This window comes from Paracoccus sp. BR5-17, assembly GCF_055693925.1.
The window spans coordinates 2,190,417-2,209,057 of the sequence record NZ_JBVFUV010000003.1 but is presented as its reverse complement, the minus strand read 5'-3'; the positions used below and the strand labels follow the sequence as shown (position 1 = coordinate 2,209,057).

Here is an 18,641-nt window from a genome sequence, read left to right as displayed (position 1 = left end):
CTGGCTCTCTCCTGTTGGTCGAATCAGGCTGACACAGGTACGATTTTTTATCAAATGGTAAAACTTGGTCCCCGGGTCGTTGCCACCATTTCGGGCAGTCTGGAGCAGGCGGCAGGCCGGGAAGGTGCGCAAGGCAGCCCTGTCCCCTCAGGCGATGTAGCGGTCCTTGCGGTGGTTGACGGCGATGGTCAGGTTCAGGATCACCGCGCCCAGGAAGCTCCACCCCACGGTAACGGGATCGCGCAGGGCCAGGGCCGCCAGGAACAGCACCGCGTCGAAGGCCAGTTGCACCCAGCCGGCGCGGAAACCGGTGGCGTCCTGGACATAGAGGCCGACGATTCCGACGCCGCCCAGCGAGGCGCCGTGCCGGAACAGCGCGATCAGGCCGACCCCGCTGAGGCATCCGACCAGCACCGCGCCCACCAGGGGGCTGATCCGTCCGAACTGAAGATGGGCCGGAAGGATCATCGCCAGCGCCGAGAGGAGGGCCACGGCCACGAAGCTTTTCGCCACGAAGACCGGCCCGAACCGCTTCCAGCCCAGCCAGTAGAATGGCAGGTTCACGACGAAGAACACCAGTCCGAAGGGCCAGCCGGTCTCGTAGGAGATCAGGATCGCCAGGCCCGCCGTCTGGCCCGTCACGAAGCCCAGATGCGTCAGCAGCACGACGCCGACCGCCGCCATGAAGCTGCCGAAGGCGATGCCCTGGGCGTCGTCGGCAAGGCTGTGCCTGGGGGTGGGGCGGGTCAAGGGGTCCGTCCCGCCGCGCCGGAGGCGTTGCCGCAAGGGCAGGAAGAAGGGGGGCCGTCTGCCCCCCATCCCGTTCCGGGATTCCCCCGAGGATATTTTCGCACAGAAGATGGATCAGTTCAGCGCCGCCTCGGTGATGACGTGGGTGAAGGCGCCTTCCGGCGCTTTCGAGATCACCGGGTCCGAGCCGCCGGCCATCAGCGTGTCCACGGTGCGCTGATAATCGGCCTCGTCCAGGGCGCCGGTGCTGCCCGCCGTCAGCTTGCCGATTTCCTGGACCATGCGCAGCTGATGATCCAGCGTCTGGGCGCCGGTCTCGTCGTTGTCCAGCACGATCTGGGCGGCTTCCTCGGGGTTTTCCTCGGCGTATTTCCAGCCCTTCATGCTGGCGCGCACGAACTTGGCCAGATCGGCAACCTTGGCCTCGTCCTCGAGCGTGCTTTCGAGGACATAGAGCCCGTCCTCGAGGGTGGCTACGCCCTGATCCTCGTATTTGAAGGTCACCAGATCCTCGGGGGCGATGCCGGCGTCCAGCACCTGGCCGTATTCGTTATAGGTCATGGTGCTGATGCAGGCTGCCTGCTTCTGCAGCAGCGGATCGACGTTGAAGCCCTGCTTGAGCACGGTGACGCCGTCCGGGCCGCCTTCGGTGGACAGGCCAAGCTGGCTCATCCAGGAGAGGAAGGGGTATTCGTTGCCCGAGAACCAGACGCCCAGGGTCTTGCCCTTGAAGTCGGTCTTGGGGTCGCTGATGCCGCTTTCCTTGAGGCAGGTGAGCATCATGCCCGAGGCCTTGAAGGGCTGGGCGATGTTGACCAGCGGCAGGCCCTTTTCGCGGGCGGCCAGTGCCGCAGGCATCCATTCGACGATCACGTCCGCGCCGCCCCCGGCCAGCACCTGCGTGGGCGCGATGTCCGGGCCGCCGGGCAGGATGGTGACGTCCAGGCCCTCTTCCTCGTAGAAGCCCTTGTCCTTGGCGACGTAGTAACCCGCGAACTGCGCCTGGGTGACCCATTTCAGTTGCAGGGTCAGATCCTGCGCGCCGGCGGCGCCCGCCGCCAGCGCGATTGCGGTGCCCAGCATCAGTGTCTTCATCTTCCCTCTCCTGTGTTTGGGGCATCAGCCCCGTTGACGACGCTGCGACGGGTGCCAGAACGTCACCTTCTTCTCGATCAGCGCCACGATGCCATAGAACAGCGATCCGGCGATCGCCGCCACAAGGATTTCGGCCCAGACCAGCGGCAGATCCAGCCGCCCCACGGCGGTCGAGATGCGAAAGCCCATGCCCCGGGTGGGGCTGCCGAAGAATTCCGCGACGATGGCGCCGATCAGCGCCAGCGTGGTGGTGATCTTCAGCCCGTTGAACAGGAAGGGCATGGCGGCGGGCAGGCGCATCTTCCACAGGCTGGCGCCGTAGGGCGCGGCCCAGCTGGCCATCAGATCGCGCTGCATGGGATCGGTGGCGGCAAGTCCCGCCACCATGTTCACCAGGATCGGGAAGAACACCATGACGACGACGACGGCGGCCTTGGACTGCCAGTCGAAGCCGAACCACATCACCAGAATGGGTGCGATCCCGACGATGGGCAGGGCTGCCACGAAATTGCCGATGGGCAGCAGCCCGCGTTGCAGGAACGGGCTGCGGTCGATGGCGATGGCGGTGGCGATGGCGGCGCCCGCCCCGATCAGCCAGCCGGTCAGGGCACCCTTCAGGATCGTCTGGACGAAGTCGGTCCACAGGATCGCCGTGTTCGCCGTGACGCTGGCGCCGATCCGGCTGGGGGCGGGCAGGATCACCGCCGGCACCGCGTAGAGGCGCACGATCATCTCCCACAGCAGCAGGATCGTGGCGCCGAAGATCAGCGCCACCGCCAGCCGCGTGGCCCGGGTGTCGAAGCGGGCCAGCCAGGCGTTCAGCGCCATGGCCGCCAGCCAGACGTCAAGGATGGGCAGCGCGCTCATCGCGCGAGGCCCATGCGCCGCAGCGTCACGCGTTCCAGCGCGCCGATCAGCATCACCAGAACGGCGGCCAGGATCGCCGCGGCGAACAGCGCCGACCAGATCTGCACCGTTTGCCCGTAATAGCTGCCCGAGAGCAGCCGCGCGCCAAGCCCCGCCGTGGCGCCGGCGGGAAGTTCGCCGACGATGGTGCCCACCAGGGCCGCGGCGATGGCCACCTTGAGGCTGGCGAACAGATAGGGCAGGGAACTCGGCAGCCTCAGCCGCCAGAACTGCTGGCTGCGGCTGGCGTTCCAGCTGTGCATCAGGTCAAGCTGCATGGCATCGGGGGTGCGAAGGCCCTTGACCATGCCCACCAGCACCGGAAAGAACGACAGCCAGGCCGCGATGATCGCCTTGGGCAGCAGGCCGGTGATCCCGGCGCTGGCCATCACCACGATCACCATCGGTGCGATGGCCAGGATCGGCACCGTCTGGCTGGCGACCGCCCAGGGCATCACCGACTGGTCCATGGCGCGGTTATGCACGATCCCCACGGCCAGCAGGATCCCCGCCGCCGTGCCGATGGCGAACCCCGCCAGGGTCGCCGAAAGCGTGACCCAGCCGTGCCAGACAAGGCTGCGGCGCGAGGTGACGGCCTGCCCCGCGATCCCGTCCCAGAGCCCGGCGGCCACCTGATGCGGCGCGGGCAGGACCGGGCGTTCCAGCGTCAGGGTCTGGCGGATCAGATCGCCCGCGGTCAGGGTCGCCTCGGCCCGCGCCGCCTGATCGCGCACCCAGGGCGCGTTCATCCAGACGGCCGCCAGATACCAGATCACGACGATCGCCAGCAGCACGGTCAGGATGGGCAGGACGCTCTGCAGGCGGGGATTGATCCCGCCATTCCTGCGCGCCACCGCCTCAGTCATAGCTGTGCCCCTCGCGCAGCCCTTCGCGGACCTGCTGGGCCAGGGCGATGAACTGGGGGGTGTCGCGGATTTCCAGCGGGCGGTCGCGGGGCAGGGGGCTGTCGATCACCCGCGTGATGCGGCCGGGGCGCGGCGACATGACGACGATCCGGGTGGACAGATACACCGCCTCGGGGATCGAATGGGTGACGAAGCCGATGGTCTTGCCGGTCTTCTTCCACAGATCCAGCAGCGCCTCGTTCAGGCGGTCGCGCACGATTTCGTCCAGGGCGCCGAAGGGTTCGTCCATCAGCAGGATGTCGGCGTCGAAGGCCAGAGCGCGGGCGATAGAGGCGCGCTGCTGCATCCCGCCCGACAGTTGCCAGGGATACCTGCCCCCGAAGCCTGCCAGGTCCACCAGCTCCAGCACCCGCTGGATCCGCTGCGCCCGGTCGGCGCGGGAAAAGCCCATGATCTCCAGCGGCAGGCTGATGTTGCCGGCGATCGTCCGCCAGGGATAAAGCCCCGGCGCCTGGAAGACATAGCCGTAGGCCCGTGCCCTGCGCGCCGCGTCGGGCGTCATGCCGTTGACGGACAACGCGCCGCCGGTCGGCGTCTCCAGTGCGGCGATGGCCCGCAGGAAGGTGGTCTTGCCGCAGCCCGAAGGCCCGATGAAGCTGACGAAATCGCCGGGGTTGATGGTAAGGGTGACATCCTTCAGCGCATGGACGGGACCGTCGGCGGTCTGGAAGGTCAGGGAAACGTCGCGGGCCTGGATGGCGGTCAAGTCACACCCCGCTGGCCGGGATGCCCGACCGCTCCACCGGGCGGGGCGCGGTCAGTTCCTTCCAGGCCGACAGCGCCCGGTTCACGGTGCCGCGCGGTTCGCGGGCGACGAACTCGCCATGCCCCTCGCGGCTGTCCAGCGTACCATCCGTCACCGCGACATGCCCGCGCGTCAGCACATAGCGCGGCAGGCCCTTGACCCGCTGCCCCTCGAACACGTTGTAGTCGATGGCCGATTGCTGGCTGCCGGCGCTGATGGTCTTTTCGGCCTCGGGATCCCAGACCACCAGATCGGCGTCGCTGCCCACCAGCACCGCCCCCTTCCTGGGATACATCCCCAGGATCTTGGCGATGTTGGTCGAGGTGACGGCCACGAACTCGTTCGGCGTCAGCCGGCCGGTTCCCACGCCATGCGTCCACAGCATCGGCATCCGATCCTCGAGCCCGCCGGTGCCGTTGGGGATCTTGGTGAAATCGCCGAGGCCATAGCGCTTCTGTTCCGTCGTGAAGGCGCAATGATCCGTCGCCACGCAGGACAGCGATCCCGATTGCAGCCCGGCCCACAGGCTGTCCTGGTGCATCTTGTTGCGGAACGGCGGCGACATGACGCGGCGCGCGGCGTGGTCCCAGTCGGGGTTGAGATATTCGCTGTCGTCCAGCGTCAGATGCTGGATCAGCGGCTCGCCCCAGACGCGCTTGCCCTGGGCGCGGGCGCGGCGGATCGCCTCGTGGCTATCCTCGCAGGACACATGGACCACGTAAAGCGGCACCCCCGCCATGTCGGCCACCATGATGGCGCGGTTGGTGGCCTCGCCCTCGACCTGAGGCGGACGGGAATAGGCATGGGCCTCGGGGCCGGTATTACCCTCGGCCAGCAGGCGGGCGGACAGTTCGGCCACGACGTCGCCGTTCTCGGCATGGACCATCGCGATCCCGCCCAGATCGCCCACCCGGCGGAAGCTGGCGAACAGTTCGTCGTCGTTCACCATCAGCGAGCCCTTGTAGGCCATGAAATGCTTGAAGCTGGTGATGCCGCGATCCACCACCTGCGCCATTTCCTCGAAGACCTGCTGATCCCACCAGGTCACCGCCATGTGGAAGCTGTAGTCGCAATGCGCGCGGCCCGACTTGTTGTCCCACATCTGAAGCGCGTCCAGAAGCCCCTGGCCGGGCGAGGGCAGGGCGAAATCCACCACCATCGTCGTCCCGCCCGCCAGCGCCGCCCGCGTCCCGCTGTCGAAGTCGTCGCTGGAATAGGTGCCCATGAAGGGCATCTCCAGATGGGTGTGCGGGTCGATCCCGCCCGGCATGACCAGGCAGCCGGTGGCGTCCAGCACCCTGTCGCCCGTCAGCCCCTGGCCGATGGCGGCGATGCGGCCCTGTTCGATCAACACATCCGCCTTGTAGGTCAGGTCGGCGGTAACGATGGTTCCGCCCCGAATAACCGTGCTCATCCCCATCCCTTTCATCCTGGTTCACATGGCCCGCGGGGCGCAAGCCCCGGGGCCTTCGTCCGCCTCAGCGGACAATCTCGGCCGCATCCAGCACCGCGTGCAGCAGCACGTCTGCGCCCGCCTTGGCCCATTCGGGGCTGATCTCCTCGGCCTCGTTGTGGGACAGCCCGCCGACGCAGGGGCACATGATCATCACCGTGGGGGCGACGCGGCTGATCCAGCACGCGTCGTGGCCCGCGCCCGACACGATGTCCATGTGGCTGTAGCCCAGCCGCTCGGCCGCGCTGCGGACCTTGGCGACCAGGCCCGGATCGAAGGCGACCGGGTCGAAATGGCCGACCGGCTCGATCTCGATGCCAAGGCCCAGATCCGCGGCGATGGCTGGGGCCTCGCGTTCCAGCCTGTCGCGCATGGCGGTCAGCTTGGCCAGGTCGGGCGAGCGGAAATCGACGGTGAAGACGGCGCGGCCGGGGATCACGTTGCGGCTGTTCGGCCACAGGTTGGCCTGGCCGACCGCACCCACGGCGTCGGGCTGGTGGTCCATCGCGATGCGGTGCACGGCCTCGATGATGCGCGCCATGCCCAGGCCCGCATTGACCCGCATGTGCATCGGCGTCGAACCGGTGTGCGCGTCCTTGCCCGTCAGCGTCACCTGCAGCCACCACAGGCCCTGGCCGTGGGTGACGACGCCGATCTGCCGGCCCTCGGCTTCCAGGATCGGGCCCTGTTCGATGTGGTATTCGAACATGGCGTGGATGCGGCGGTCGCCCGGAGCCTCGTCGCCGCGCCAGCCGATGCGGTCCAGTTCGTCGCCGAAGCGCTTGCCCTCGGCGTCGGTGCGGCCGTTGGCGTAATCCTCGGTCAGCACGCCGGCAAAGACCCCCGAGGCCAGCATGGCCGGGGCGAAGCGGGCGCCTTCCTCGTTCGTCCAGTTCGTCACGACAATGGGGCGGCGGGTGCGGATGCCCAGGTCGCGGACCGTCCGGATCACCTCCAGCCCCGACAGCACGCCCAGGACCCCGTCGAACTTGCCGCCGGTGGGCTGGGTGTCCAGGTGGCTGCCGATATAGACGGGATCGAGGTCGGGCTCGGCGCCCTCGTGGCGCATGAACATGTTGCCCATGCGGTCCAGGCCCATGGTCATGCCCGCCTCCTCGCACCAGCGGCGGAACAGGGCGCGCCCCTCGGCATCGGCGTCGGTCAGGGTCTGGCGGTTGTTGCCCCCCGCCACGCCCGGGCCGATCCGGGCCATCTGCATCAGGCTGTCCCACAACCGTTCGCCGTCGATCGTCATGTTGGCAGCCGGAACCGCCCCGCTGGCGTCGGTCATCCGTTGTCCTTCCTGTCGTGCCCCCGTTCTGGCGCGGGGTTGGCTTGATGGGATCTGGTCCCCGGGGGCTGGCCCCCTTCCATTATTGACCGATTGGTCAGGATCACGCTACCACGGGGCAGGGTTCAGTCAAGCGTTCACGCGCCTGTCGCCGCGACTGCCAGGGCGATGCCTGGAATTGCATCAGCAAGGGGGGCTGGAATGGCAGAAGACACCGGGCCGGTGCTGTCCCGCATCCAGCAGAAGAACCGCGACCTGATCCTGGAAGGCGCGCTGTCGGCCTTTTCCGCCAACGGCTTCCGCGGCGCGACCATCGACCAGATCGCCGCCGCCGCGGGCCTGTCCAAGCCCAATGTCCTTTACTACTTCGCCTCCAAGGACGACATCCACAAGACCCTGCTGACCACGCTACTGGACATGTGGCTGGCGCCCATGACCCGCATCGACCCGCAGGGCGATCCTCTGGCCGAGGTGCTGGGCTACGTGCGCGCCAAGCTGGAGATGTCGCGCCGCTTTCCCCGCGAAAGCCGGCTTTTCGCCCACGAGATCCTGCAGGGCGCGCCCCACCTGACCGAGATCCTGGGCGGCGGCCTGCGCGAGGTGGTCGATCAGGCGGCCGCGATCCTGCAGGGCTGGATGGACGAGAGGCGCCTGGCCGCCGTCGAGCCGCGCCACCTGATCTTTTCCATCTGGGCGCTGACCCAGCATTACGCGGATTTCGACGTGCAGGTGCGCGCGGTGCTTGGGCCCGGCCACGATCCCTTCGCCGAGGCCGGCACCTTCCTGGACAACCTTTATCGCAGGATGCTGGCGGTCTAGGCCGGGCGCTGCGTCAGCAAGCCGGCGGCGGACTGGATCATGGTCAGGTTCTCGCGCGCGGCGGCGATGAAGTCGTCCACCTCGCCGCTGGCCCAGGCCTTGGTGGCGGCATTGGTGGCGGCCACGACAGCCGCGGCCAGGATCTCGATCTGGGCGGGCTTGGCATCGGGGCAGCGCTTCCACAGCAGGGCGCGCATCTGCGCCCGGCGCGACAGGATGGTCGAGTTGCGCAGCGCGTCCAGCTTGGGATCGGTGTTGGACAGAGCAAGGATGTGGCGCAGCAGGTCGCGTTCGTCCAGAAACCGCGTCAGATGCGCGGTGATGAGCCGGTCCAGATCCTCGATCAGCGTGCCGCGGCCTGCAACGAACTGCTCGGACGCATCGGCGGGGTAATCGGGCGGCGGACCCATCATCGCCGCTTCCTTGTAGGGGTAATAGTTGAAGAAGGTGCGGGTGCTGATCCCCGCTTCCCGGGCGATCGCCTCGGTCGTGACATTGGCCAGACCATCGCGCACGGCCAGTTGGATGGCGGTCGCCTGGATCTTCTTGGCCGTGCGGTAGCGGCGCGTCGTCTGCGGCATCTTGCGCCTTCCCGTGGTCGTCCCCTGCCCGGGAAAGGTGTCAGCAACCGGGCCGGGTCGTCAAGGCGCATCGCCTTGACGCGCGGCGCGGCGGCGATGTTCTATGCAGGCCGCGCGTCAGGGCGGCCTGCACGTGCGGGAAGGAAGGGCGCTTCAGGCGCCCCAGGTGCGGATCGGGCCGCAGTCCATGTGGACGAAGTTCGACCGCGAATACTTGCCCACCCCGCCGGCGCGGCAGGACATGGCGGCGCTGTACATCTGGCCCACCGACCGCGACTTCAGCCGCAGGTCGGCTGCCTTGCCCACCAGGTGCAGCGAGTTGCGCGCCACCCCGCTGGAGGTGCGGCGCAGCATGGCGTTGGTGCGCGGAGAGCGGTAGCCCGACAGCATCATGTAGGGTTCGTTGGTCTGCAGCAGCCGGTGCGAGGCGGCGGCGACGTCCACGGTGCGGGGATCGATGCCGATGACCTCGCCCGACCGCCAGTCGCGCATGAAGATGTTGATCTCGTTCAGGGCCTCGCGGATGTATTTTCCGTCAACCCAATAGACGGTGTCCAGGCTTTCGCCGGTCCGCCCGGAATACATGCGGATGCGGCGCATGTCGCCGGCCCCGCGCAGCAACCCGAAGGCGTTCGCCATCACGGGTGCTGCCGCCACGGTTGTAGCCGCGAACACACCAAGGATGCCGCGACGTGAAAGAAGGTCGAATGTCATGTCAGATCGCCTGTCCCGCTTCGTCTTTTTCCGCCGCATCCCCTGCGACGCCCCGAAGTTATCTCCGGTTAGCTAACAATATGTCAAAACCTCGTGCGCTCGGGAACGGATTTCCTGCCTGTTGCGTCAGTATCGCACAACTTTAGGCGAAATCCTGCCGAGAACACGATCTTGTGGCAGATGCGCCGCGCGGCTGTGGCGCGCTTGCAACCATGCTGTCGAACGCCTGCTTCCGTCCCAGCATTTGCTGGAGAAGTGGTTGGGAAACTGGCAGAATCCAAACGGCATAAAGAAGGAATGACGATGCGCGGCAGGGCACTTGTGGCGGTTATTGCCTTGATGTTGGGCGCACAATCGGGGGTTGCACAGCCGCAACCCGGTCTGGCCGGGGCCTTTGGTGTGGCCGCGGCACCACGGCTGGATTTCAGCCCCCGGGACATGGCGCTGGCCGAAGCCGCGGCGACGGAACCCGATCTTGCGGCGTACTACGGCGCCCACGGGCTGCGCCCGATCTTCATGGGGCCCGATGGCGCCAGGTTGCGCACCGCCCTGCAGGATGCCGTTGCCACCGCGCCCCAGCACGGAATCCCCGCAGGCCGCTATGACGCGGCTGCGCTGTCCGCCGATGCCGCGGATATCGGGGCCGAGATCGCGCAGGCCCGCATCCTTGCCCGCTATATCCGCGACATGATCGGCGGGGTGATTCGCCCTGATTCGGTCGATCCGCTCATCAAGCGCGAGGTCCGGCGCCCGCCCGTCGACGGGTTGATCCGCGACTTCGTCCAGGCGCCGGACCCCCAGCGGTTCCTGCTGGACCTGCAACCCCGCCATCCGGCCTATCTGGCACTGCAGCGCGCACTGGCGGCAGACCAACCCTTGACCATGCCCGCCGACCTGCCGCGCGCCGCTGTGGCGACGTGGCGCCTGGGCGCGCGGGGCGCTGGCGTCCTGCCGTTGCGCGCGCGGCTCGAGGCGGGGGGCTTTGCCGCGCCCGCGGACGACCCGCGGCTTTATGACGCGGCTCTTGCGGATGCGGTGGCGCGGTATCAGGCGGCGGTCGGGCTGCCCCCTGACGGCATCGCCGGCCCCCGGACCATCGCCCACCTGAACGGCGACGTGCCCCAGGACAGCCGCAAGCGCGCCATCGTCGCCGCGCTTGAGCGGATGCGGTGGATGGGGTCCGAGGATCTGCAGGCCCGTCACGTCTGGGTGAACATCCCCGAATACACCGCCCGCATCGTCGAAAACGGCGTCGAGACGTTCCGCACCCGCACCGTCGTCGGCAGCACCGAAGCCGACCGCCAGACGCCCGAGTTTTCGGACCAGATGGAGTATGTGGTGGTCAATCCGCGGTGGAACGTGCCGCGGTCGATCACCGTCAAGGAATACCTGCCCAAGTTGCAGGCCAACCGGCACGCCGTGCCGCATCTGGATGTGGTGGACGGCAACGGCCGGGTGATGTCCCGCGGCGACATCGACTTCGGCCGCTACACGGCATCCAGCTTTCCCTATCGGTTGCGGCAGAAACCCAGCGATGACAATGCTTTGGGGCTGGTGAAGTTCATCTTCCCGAACCCCTGGAACATCTATCTGCACGACACGCCGACCAAGCACCTGTTCCAGAACGCCACCCGCGCCCATTCGCACGGCTGCATCCGCATCGGCGACCCCTTCGATCTGGCCCATGCGCTGCTGTCCCGGCAGACCGAGGATCCGCAGGCGATGTTCCAGCGCGCCCTGGACCGCAAGGACGAGGTCTGGCTGAAGCTCACGCCTTCGGTGCCCGTGCATCTGGTCTATTTCACCGCCTTCCCCGACGCCGACGGAACCATCCGCCGGTTCGAGGATGTCTATGGGCGCGACGCCGCGCTCTATGAGGCAATCCAGAAGGCCGGGCTGGATTCATAGGCCCGGAAAGTCTAAGCCCCTTTCGGACAAGGGGGCTAGCCATGACGACGACCATCGGGGAACTGGCGCAGGCGCTTGGGGCCGAGGCCTGGGGGGACCTGGGCCTGCCCGTCACCGCGGCGGGCGAACCGCAGGCGGCCGGTCCGGCAGGCCCGGAGGGCGGCGTCATCGCCCTGGCCATGTCGCCGCGATACGCCGCGATGCTGAAGCCGGGCAGCATGGCGATCCTGGCCGAAGGCACCGATCCCCAGGCGCTTGGCCTGAAGGCCGCCATCTTCGCGCCGCGCCCGCGCCTGCTGATGGCGGGCGTGACGCGGGTCTTCGACCCCGGCCCCGACATTGCCCCGGGCATCCACCCGACCGCGGTGATCGACCCGTCGGCGCAGATCGGCGAGGGCGCGGCGGTGGCGCCCTTCGCGGTGATCGGCGCCGACGTGCGGATCGGGCGAGATGCGCGGATCGGGCCGCATGTCAGCATCGGCCGCGGATCGCGGCTGGGCGATCAGGTCCTGCTGAACGCGGGCGTGCGCATCGCCCACGGCGTGACGGCAGGGGACCGGCTGATCGTGCAGTCCAACGCCGTGATCGGCGGCGACGGCTTTTCCTTCGTCACCCCCGAGGAATCCGGGATCGAGGAAATCCGCCGCACCCTGGGCGCGCGTGAGGAGATCAGGCAGCAGCACTGGACCCGCATCCATTCGCTGGGCGGGGTCGAGATCGGCGACGACGTGGAGATCGGCGCCAACGCCACCATCGACCGCGGCACGATCCGCGCCACCCGCGTGGGCAGCGGCACCAAGATCGACAACCTGGTGATGCTGGGCCACAACGTGACCGTGGGCGAGGATTGCCTGCTGTGTTCGCAGGTCGGAATCGCCGGGTCCGCGCGGATCGGCAACCGCGTCGTCCTGGCCGGAAAGGTTGGCGTGAACGACAACATCGAGGTGGGCGACGACGTGATCGCCGGCGGGGCCAGCAAGATCTTCACCCGCGTGCCCGCGGGCCGCGTGATCCTGGGCAACCCGGCGGTCAAGATGGAGACCCAGCTGGAAATCCAGAAGGCCGTCCGCCGCCTGCCGCGCTACGCCGAACAACTCGCGCGGCTTCAGCAGGCCGTGACACGACTGTTGGAAAAGGGCTAGGAGGCTTCATGACCGACCAGATCAGGGACCGCATCAGGGCGATCATCGCCGATCAGGCCATGCTGGAGCCCGGCCAGATCCCCGACGATGCCACCCCGCAGGACCTGGGCATCGACAGCCTTGGCCTGGTGGAAGCCATCTTCGCGCTTGAGGAGGAGTTCGACATCTCGATCCCGTTCAATGCCAACGAACCGGGCAAGTCCGACTTCGACATCTCGACCATGGGCACCATCATCGCGGCGGTCGAGCGCCTGGTGGCGCAGAAGGCCGCATGAAACGGGGGAAGGCAGCGCGAAAGGCTGCCCCGGCAGCCTTCACCCGGCAGGACGGGCAGCGCCGGGTCGTCATCACCGGGGCGGGCACGATCAACGCGCTTGGCCACGACGTGCCGACAACGCTGGCGGCCTTCCGCGAGGGCCGCTGCGGCATCGGCCCGCTGCAGTTCCGCGACGTCGAGAGGCTGTCGATCCAGATCGGCGCGCAGGTCCATCCCTGGCAGGCCGAGGATTACTTCAACCGCCAGCAGATCCTGCTTTACGACAAGTTCACGCAGTTCGCGCTGCTGTCGGCCAAGCAGGCCGTCGCCCAGTCCGGGCTTGATTTCCAGGGGGCACTCGGCCTGCGGGCGGGTGTGGTGCTGGGCACGGCGGGCGGCGGGCTGAACACCTGGGACGAGAACTACCGCACCGTCTACGAGGAAGGGAAGAACCGCGTCCACCCCTTCGTCGTCCCCAAGCTGATGAACAACGCCGCCGCCAGCCATGTCAGCATGGAGTTCGGGCTGCGCGGCCCTGCCTTCACCGTGGCCACCGCCTGCGCCAGTTCCAACCACGCGATGGGTCTTGCCTTCCAGATGGTCCGGTCGGGGGGCGCGCAGGTGATGCTGACCGGTGGCTCCGAGGCGATGCTGTGCTTTGGCGGCGTCAAGGCCTGGGAAGGGCTGCGCGTCATGTCCCGCGACGCCTGCCGCCCGTTTTCCGCCAATCGCAACGGCATGGTCCAGGGCGAGGGCGCGGGCGTCTTCGTCTTCGAGGATTACGAACACGCCCATGCCCGCGGCGCAGACATCCTGGCCGAGGTGGTGGGCTTCGCCATGTCCTCGGACGCGCAGGACATCGTGATGCCTTCGGCCCAGGGGGCCGAACGCGCCATCACCGCGACCCTGCAGGACGCCGGCCTGAACCCCGAGGACGTGGGCTATATCAACGCCCACGGCACCGGCACCGCGGCCAACGACAAGACCGAATGCGCCGCCGTGGCCCATGCCTTCGGCCATCATGCCGACCGGCTGATGATCTCGTCCACCAAGGCGATGCACGGCCATGTCATCGGCGGCACCGGGGCGGTGGAACTGCTGGCCTGCATCATGGCGCTGCGCGACGGTGTGGTGGCACCCACCATCGGCTATCAGGAAGCCGATCCCGAATGCGCCCTGGACGTCGTCCCGAACGAGGCCCGCAATGCGCGGGTCGAGGCCGTCCTCTCCAACGCCTTCGCCTTTGGCGGGCTGAACGCGGTGATCGCGCTGCGGCGGATCTGAGGGCCGGAACGACCGCGCCCGGCCGGAATCCCGACGGGCGCGGTCCGCATCTGCCGGTCAGTCGGCCGGCGTCTCGGCGGCAGGCGCCTGGGCCGGGGCTTCCTCGGCGGGGGCCGGCTGGTTGGCATAGGCCGTGAGCGCGTCGAAAGCGGCGGTGAACCCGGCCAGAGACAGCGTCAGCCGCACGGGATTTTCCCGGTCGCCGCCGAAGGGCAGCAGCGTCACGGTGGCGTTGGCGCCCCGTTTAAGCGCATCCAGCTCAGCCTGGGTGAAGCCCATGCGCGACACGCAACCCGCCGGGGCGCAGAAATTGAAGGGATAGCCGCGCGGCTCGGCGGTGCCGACCGCGAAGCCCAGGCCCTGCACCAGATCGGTTTCCAGCGGCGCCACCAGCGTGGCGCCCGCCGCGACCTCGGCGCTGTTGCGCAGCGGGATCAAGGTCATCTCGGCCACGGCATTGCCCTCGCTGTCCTCAAGCAGCTGATACAGTTCGCACGGATCCTTGCCCTGGTCGATCCTGAGGCAGCGGGTGGACCAGTCCTGATGGGTTTCCTTGACGTAGTACTGCCCGACCTGCGGCTCGGCATTGGCGGCAGGCGCGGTTCCCGCCGCCGGGGCGGCCGCGCCACCGGCCGCGGCGGGGGCATCGGCGGCCGCAGGTGCCGGGGCCGCCGCTGGCGCATCGGTGTCCGCAGGTGCCGGGGCCGCCGCTGGCGCATCGGTGTCCGCAGGTGCCGGGGCCGCCGCAGCTTCCGCCGCCGGAGCCTGCGCATCGGGGGCTTGGGCCGCAGGGGTTTGGGCCCCGGAGGTTTCTGGCGCCGCCGGGGCGCCGTCCTGCGCGAAGGCCGGCGCCGCGATCACGGCAAGGGCCGCCAGAAGGGCCTGCGAAGGTTTGAATGGCATGGTTGTGTCGTCCCTTAGCTCAGTGCGTCGGGCGGGCCTAGCATGTCCGTTCCGGTTTGTCATTGTGCAAGCGGGCAACGCCGTTCACCGTGGCTTGACCGCGTTCCGCCAAAGGCGGCCCAGCAAAAATAAAAGGGTCGTGGCACGAACCACGACCCAATCGCCCGATGGCGAACCTCTCCCTGCCGGACTGGCCGGTCATCATTGGAGGGCAGGCTAGTCGCGGCCCGGCGATCCGTCAACTGGTCAGATGGACAGGTTTCCCATAAAAAAGCCGCGCCCGAAGGCGCGGCAGTCCAACAGGGAGGAAGGTTCGGGCATCGACGACCATGATGCCGAACGAATCCCATACTGGCATGAAAGGTTTAACATTGTGTTGTCGGCGCGGACGCCGCAACGGCGCGGCGTGCAACAGCGGCGGGCGGCGCAGGCGGGGCAGGACAGGCGCCCCCACCGCCGCCCGAAGGGCGCTGACGTGTGCCCCGGCACAGGATCGGTCCCAGGCCTGGTCACGGATGCGCCGGGATCGCCGTTCCGGCGACGCAAAGCGCCATGCCCACCTGCGCCAGCATCGCCGCGCCCAGGCCCGCACCCGCCCGCACCGGGGCCGGGCTGTCCGCCACGGCGGCGCGCATCTCGGCCAGGATGGCGATCATCAGCAGGACATGGCGGTGCATGTCGTAATCGGCCGCGCGTTGCAGCCGGGCGTCGTTCTGCAGGGCTTCCTCGGCCCGGAGGCGGGGCAGGGCAGCGCCCGGGGCGGGGGTATGGTCAAGCCGCAACAGGCGCCGCAGGTCGCGTTCGCGGCGCCACCCGGCCTGCCCCTCGCGCGCGGCGCGGATCAGGATGCGGGGGCGGCGCAGCGATTCCCCGGCGGGGCGGGGACGGAAGGCGATCACGTTCGGCATGTAGGTCATGGTAGGACTGTCCCGTTCTGGTTGGTGAGGACAGCTTCACACAACCTCAGCGGGTGTTGCCGTTGTGTTTATCGCAGCGTTCGCTGGGGCAACAGATCTTTAGGATTTGTTAGGGAATGTTGCGGCTAGCTGCTGATATCAGCCGTTCATTAACCACGCTTAACGCAACCCAAGGCAGTTCAGTTCCCCCTGCTGCCGAGGATGACAAGGGACAAGACATGACGCTTTTGACCGGTGATTTCGCCATCGACCCTCTTGCTGCGGAGCACCGTTGTCCAAGCGGGACGACGACCACCCCCTCCGACGGGATGCCGGATGACGCCCGTCTGTATCTTTGCCATGTCGAAGGCGGTCAGTCGATCCGTTCCCTGGCGCGGTCCGAGGGCTGCCACGCCTCGACGATCCTGCGCCGCATCCGCCGATTCGAGGCGCGGCGCGACGATCCCCTGGTCGATGGCGCCCTGAACGAGACGGCCGAACGGCCCGGCCAGATCGACGACCGGCAGCTGCTGCGGATCCTGCGGCGCCTGGCCGAACCGGGCGCGGTGCTGGTGACCGCCGACGGCATGGACAAGGCGATCGTCAGCCGCGACGACATCAGGACGGCGGTCCTGGATCGCCGCACCGCCGAGGTGATGGCGCTGCGGGGCTGGGTCCTGCCCGCCGCGGCGCCGGGACGGATGCAGCGATACACCATCGCCGCCGCCGGTCGCGAGGCGTTGCGCGGGATGCTGCGCTCGCCCCGGCAGCGCAAGGCGGTGCCCGGTCCCGCCGACTTCAGCGAAGCCAGCCCCGTCGCCAACGACAACGTCAGCGGCATGGCCGAAGCGCCCGCGGGCTTCGATCACGCCGACCGCCACCGCGTCTGGGAAAAGCGGGTCATCGAGGATCCCGAGGATGGCCGCCGGCGCCGCACCCGGGTGAACATCGCCGAAAGCCCGCTGCTGCTTCTGGCGCGGCGGCGCGACAACGCGGGCAAGCCGTTCCTGTCCGCCGGGATGATCGCCGCGGGCGAACGGCTGCGCGAGGATTTCGAACTGGCGCAGATGGGGCCCCGCGTGACGCAGAACTGGACCGGCTTCATGACCTCGGGCATCGACGTCAGCCGCAGCGGCGGGGGCTATCGCGGCGGCTCGGAATCGGCCCGCGACCGGGTGGCGATGGCGTTGCGCGACCTTGGTCCGGGAATGGGCGACATCGTGTTGCGGGTCTGCTGCTTTCTGGAGGGGATCGAACTGACCGAACGCCGGCTGGGGTGGTCGGCCCGGTCGGGAAAGATCGTGCTGCGCCTGGCCCTGATGCGGCTGGAGCGCCATTACGAGGAAACCTACGGCAGCGGCTCGCGCCTGATCGGCTGACAGGCAGAAGGGGCGCCCGGGGGGCGCCCCTTCCGTAACAGGGAACGGGTTACGCGCAGACCGAAAACGATCACTGGCTACGACAAACCCTGGATCCGGGCCGGCCTATTCGGCCGCGATCGCCTGATTGGCCCGTTCCGCCCGCGCCGCCCGGATCCCCGCCCCATAGGCGGGGCTGATGCGGTCGAAATGCACCAGCACGCGGGCCAGAACATCCTCGTCCGCGCCCTCCATCGCCGCGGCGATGTTCCTGTAGAGACGCGCCCGCTCCTCGTCGTTCAGCACCCGGTCATGCAGCGCGCGGGGCTGTTCGTAGTCGTCGATCAGCTGGCGGTGCGGCTGGCGGGCGGCCACCCCCGACAGGCGCAGCGGCGGTTCGGCGAAGGCCGGATCCTCGACCGCGCCGCCGCGGCTGTTGGGTTCGTAATAGGCGTCGGTGCTGCCCGTCACCTGGCCGAAGAAGTTCATCTGCCCGTCCTTGTGATAGTGGTGGACCGGGCATCTGGGCGCGTTCACCGGCAGGTGTTCGTAATGCGTCCCAAGCCGGTAGCGATGGGCGTCGGCATAGCTGAAGACGCGCGCCTGCAGCATCTTGTCGGGGCTGTAGCCGATCCCGCGCACCTTGTTGGACGGGCTGAATGCCGCCTGCTCGATCTGGGCGAAATAGTTGTCGGCGTTGCGGTTCAGCTCGAGCTGGCCGACCTCGATCAGCGGATAGTCCGAATGCGGCCAGACCTTGGTCAGGTCGAAGGGGTCGTAGGGGGTCTTTTCGGCGTCCAGTTCCGGCATGATCTGGACGAACATCGTCCAGCGGGGGAATTCGCCCCGCTCGATCTTGCCGAACAGCGCTTCCTGGTAGCCCTCGCGGGTCTGGCCGATGATCCGGGCGGCCTCGTCATTGGTATAGAAGCGGTGGCCCTGCTGGGTCTTGAAGTGGAACTTCACCCAGAAGCGTTCGCCGTCGCCGTTCCAGAAGGAATAGGTGTGGCTGCCGAAGCCGTCCATGAAGGTCGGATCCTGCGGCAGGCCCCGGTCTGACATCAGGATCGTCACCTGATGCAGCGATTCGGGAACCTGGCCCCAGAAGTCCCACATGGCGGTGGGGCTGCGCAGGTTGGTGCGGGGATGGCGCTTCTGCGTGTGGATGAAATCAGGGAACTTCAGCGGATCGCGCACGAAGAACACCGGGGTGTTGTTGCCGACCAGATCCCAGTTGCCCTCGTCGGTATAGAACTTCAGCGCGAAGCCGCGCACGTCGCGTTCGTGATCGGCCGCGCCCATCTCTCCGGCCACGGTAGAGAACCGCGCCAGCATCGGGGTGGTCTTGCCGACCGCGCCGAAGATCGAGGCGCAGCTGTAGCGGGTGATGTCGTGGGTGACGGTGAAGGTGCCGAAGGCGCCCCAGCCCTTGGCGTGAACGACCCGCTCGGGGATCCGTTCGCGGTTCTGGTGGGCCAGCTTTTCCAGCAGTTGATAATCCTGCATCAGGACCGGCCCGCGGTCGCCCGCGGTTTCGCTGTGCTGGTTCGACGCGATGGGCGCGCCGGCGGTGGTGGTCATGCGGGGGCGAAAGGTGTCGTGGCTCATGCTGCG

Annotated in this window: 18 protein-coding genes; 6 read left to right on the top strand and 12 right to left on the bottom strand. The window is 68.1% G+C overall.

What is annotated here, in order from left to right:
• Window positions 1–147: 147 nt before the first annotated feature.
• From ACZ1HC_RS12450 to ACZ1HC_RS12420, 7 genes are all read right to left on the bottom strand, one after another.
• Window positions 148–750, bottom strand: coding sequence for a YitT family protein (locus ACZ1HC_RS12450; protein WP_472700263.1), 603 nt, complete (start codon window positions 748–750; stop codon window positions 148–150).
• A gap of 114 nt (window positions 751–864) precedes the next feature.
• On the bottom strand, window positions 865–1,845 hold the full coding sequence (locus tag ACZ1HC_RS12445) for an ABC transporter substrate-binding protein (protein ID WP_472700262.1): 981 nt from the start codon (window positions 1,843–1,845) through the stop codon (window positions 865–867).
• Window positions 1,846–1,869: 24 nt separating this feature from the next.
• Window positions 1,870–2,673: an ABC transporter permease gene (locus ACZ1HC_RS12440; RefSeq protein WP_472700838.1), complete on the bottom strand. Its 804-nt coding sequence runs from the start codon at window positions 2,671–2,673 to the stop codon at window positions 1,870–1,872.
• Between the two features lie 35 nt (window positions 2,674–2,708).
• The gene (locus tag ACZ1HC_RS12435) at window positions 2,709–3,572 is read right to left on the bottom strand and encodes an ABC transporter permease (RefSeq protein ID WP_472700837.1); all 864 of its coding nucleotides are present in this window, start codon (window positions 3,570–3,572) and stop codon (window positions 2,709–2,711) included.
• A gap of 37 nt (window positions 3,573–3,609) precedes the next feature.
• A complete protein-coding gene (locus tag ACZ1HC_RS12430) occupies window positions 3,610–4,383 on the bottom strand; it encodes an ABC transporter ATP-binding protein (RefSeq protein ID WP_472700261.1) in 774 nt (257 codons plus the stop codon).
• Window position 4,384: 1 nt separating this feature from the next.
• A complete protein-coding gene (hydA, locus tag ACZ1HC_RS12425) occupies window positions 4,385–5,836 on the bottom strand; it encodes a dihydropyrimidinase (protein ID WP_472700260.1) in 1,452 nt (483 codons plus the stop codon).
• Window positions 5,837–5,900: 64 nt separating this feature from the next.
• Complete coding sequence (locus ACZ1HC_RS12420; protein ID WP_472700259.1) at window positions 5,901–7,166, bottom strand: Zn-dependent hydrolase; 1,266 nt, start codon at window positions 7,164–7,166, stop codon at window positions 5,901–5,903.
• Between the two features lie 201 nt (window positions 7,167–7,367).
• On the opposite strand from ACZ1HC_RS12420, the gene ACZ1HC_RS12415 reads away from it, so the two are divergent.
• The gene (locus tag ACZ1HC_RS12415) at window positions 7,368–7,985 is read left to right on the top strand and encodes a TetR family transcriptional regulator C-terminal domain-containing protein (protein WP_472700258.1); all 618 of its coding nucleotides are present in this window, start codon (window positions 7,368–7,370) and stop codon (window positions 7,983–7,985) included.
• On the opposite strand, the gene ACZ1HC_RS12410 is transcribed toward ACZ1HC_RS12415, so the two are convergent.
• Entirely contained in the window at window positions 7,982–8,566 is a 585-nt protein-coding gene (locus tag ACZ1HC_RS12410) for a TetR/AcrR family transcriptional regulator (protein WP_472700257.1), read from the bottom strand. The two genes, ACZ1HC_RS12415 and ACZ1HC_RS12410, sit on opposite strands and share 4 nt — an antisense overlap.
• 153 nt (window positions 8,567–8,719) lie before the next feature.
• Entirely contained in the window at window positions 8,720–9,280 is a 561-nt protein-coding gene (mepK, locus tag ACZ1HC_RS12405) for a peptidoglycan L,D-endopeptidase MepK (RefSeq protein WP_472700256.1), read from the bottom strand.
• A 399-nt stretch (window positions 9,281–9,679) separates the two neighbouring features.
• Here mepK and ACZ1HC_RS12400 point away from each other — a divergent pair, with 399 nt between their 5' ends.
• From ACZ1HC_RS12400 to ACZ1HC_RS12385, 4 genes are read left to right on the top strand one after another with little or no spacing between them, the layout of a single operon-like run.
• Entirely contained in the window at window positions 9,680–11,188 is a 1,509-nt protein-coding gene (locus ACZ1HC_RS12400) for a L,D-transpeptidase family protein (protein ID WP_472700255.1), read from the top strand.
• A gap of 41 nt (window positions 11,189–11,229) precedes the next feature.
• Window positions 11,230–12,330: a UDP-3-O-(3-hydroxymyristoyl)glucosamine N-acyltransferase gene (gene lpxD, locus ACZ1HC_RS12395; protein ID WP_472700254.1), complete on the top strand. Its 1,101-nt coding sequence runs from the start codon at window positions 11,230–11,232 to the stop codon at window positions 12,328–12,330.
• A gap of 8 nt (window positions 12,331–12,338) precedes the next feature.
• Window positions 12,339–12,605, top strand: coding sequence for an acyl carrier protein (locus ACZ1HC_RS12390; protein ID WP_472700253.1), 267 nt, complete (start codon window positions 12,339–12,341; stop codon window positions 12,603–12,605).
• On the top strand, window positions 12,602–13,870 hold the full coding sequence (locus ACZ1HC_RS12385; RefSeq protein WP_472700252.1) for a beta-ketoacyl-[acyl-carrier-protein] synthase family protein: 1,269 nt from the start codon (window positions 12,602–12,604) through the stop codon (window positions 13,868–13,870). Before ACZ1HC_RS12390 ends, ACZ1HC_RS12385 begins: the two co-directional genes overlap by 4 nt.
• Window positions 13,871–13,927: 57 nt before the next feature.
• Here the strand turns inward: ACZ1HC_RS12385 and ACZ1HC_RS12380 are convergent, their stop codons facing one another.
• Both ACZ1HC_RS12380 and ACZ1HC_RS12375 read right to left on the bottom strand, forming a co-directional pair.
• On the bottom strand, window positions 13,928–14,773 hold the full coding sequence (locus tag ACZ1HC_RS12380; RefSeq protein ID WP_472700251.1) for an invasion associated locus B family protein: 846 nt from the start codon (window positions 14,771–14,773) through the stop codon (window positions 13,928–13,930).
• A 509-nt stretch (window positions 14,774–15,282) separates the two neighbouring features.
• On the bottom strand, window positions 15,283–15,690 hold the full coding sequence (locus tag ACZ1HC_RS12375; RefSeq protein WP_472700250.1) for a DUF6477 family protein: 408 nt from the start codon (window positions 15,688–15,690) through the stop codon (window positions 15,283–15,285).
• 218 nt (window positions 15,691–15,908) lie between these two features.
• Here ACZ1HC_RS12375 and ACZ1HC_RS12370 point away from each other — a divergent pair, with 218 nt between their 5' ends.
• Window positions 15,909–17,048 carry a DUF6456 domain-containing protein gene (locus ACZ1HC_RS12370; RefSeq protein WP_472700249.1) on the top strand — a complete coding sequence of 380 codons (1,140 nt, stop codon included), beginning with the start codon at window positions 15,909–15,911 and terminating at the stop codon, window positions 17,046–17,048.
• A 105-nt stretch (window positions 17,049–17,153) separates the two neighbouring features.
• On the opposite strand, the gene ACZ1HC_RS12365 is transcribed toward ACZ1HC_RS12370, so the two are convergent.
• Complete coding sequence (locus ACZ1HC_RS12365) at window positions 17,154–18,635, bottom strand: catalase (protein WP_472700248.1); 1,482 nt, start codon at window positions 18,633–18,635, stop codon at window positions 17,154–17,156.
• Between the last annotated feature and the right edge of the window lie 6 nt (window positions 18,636–18,641).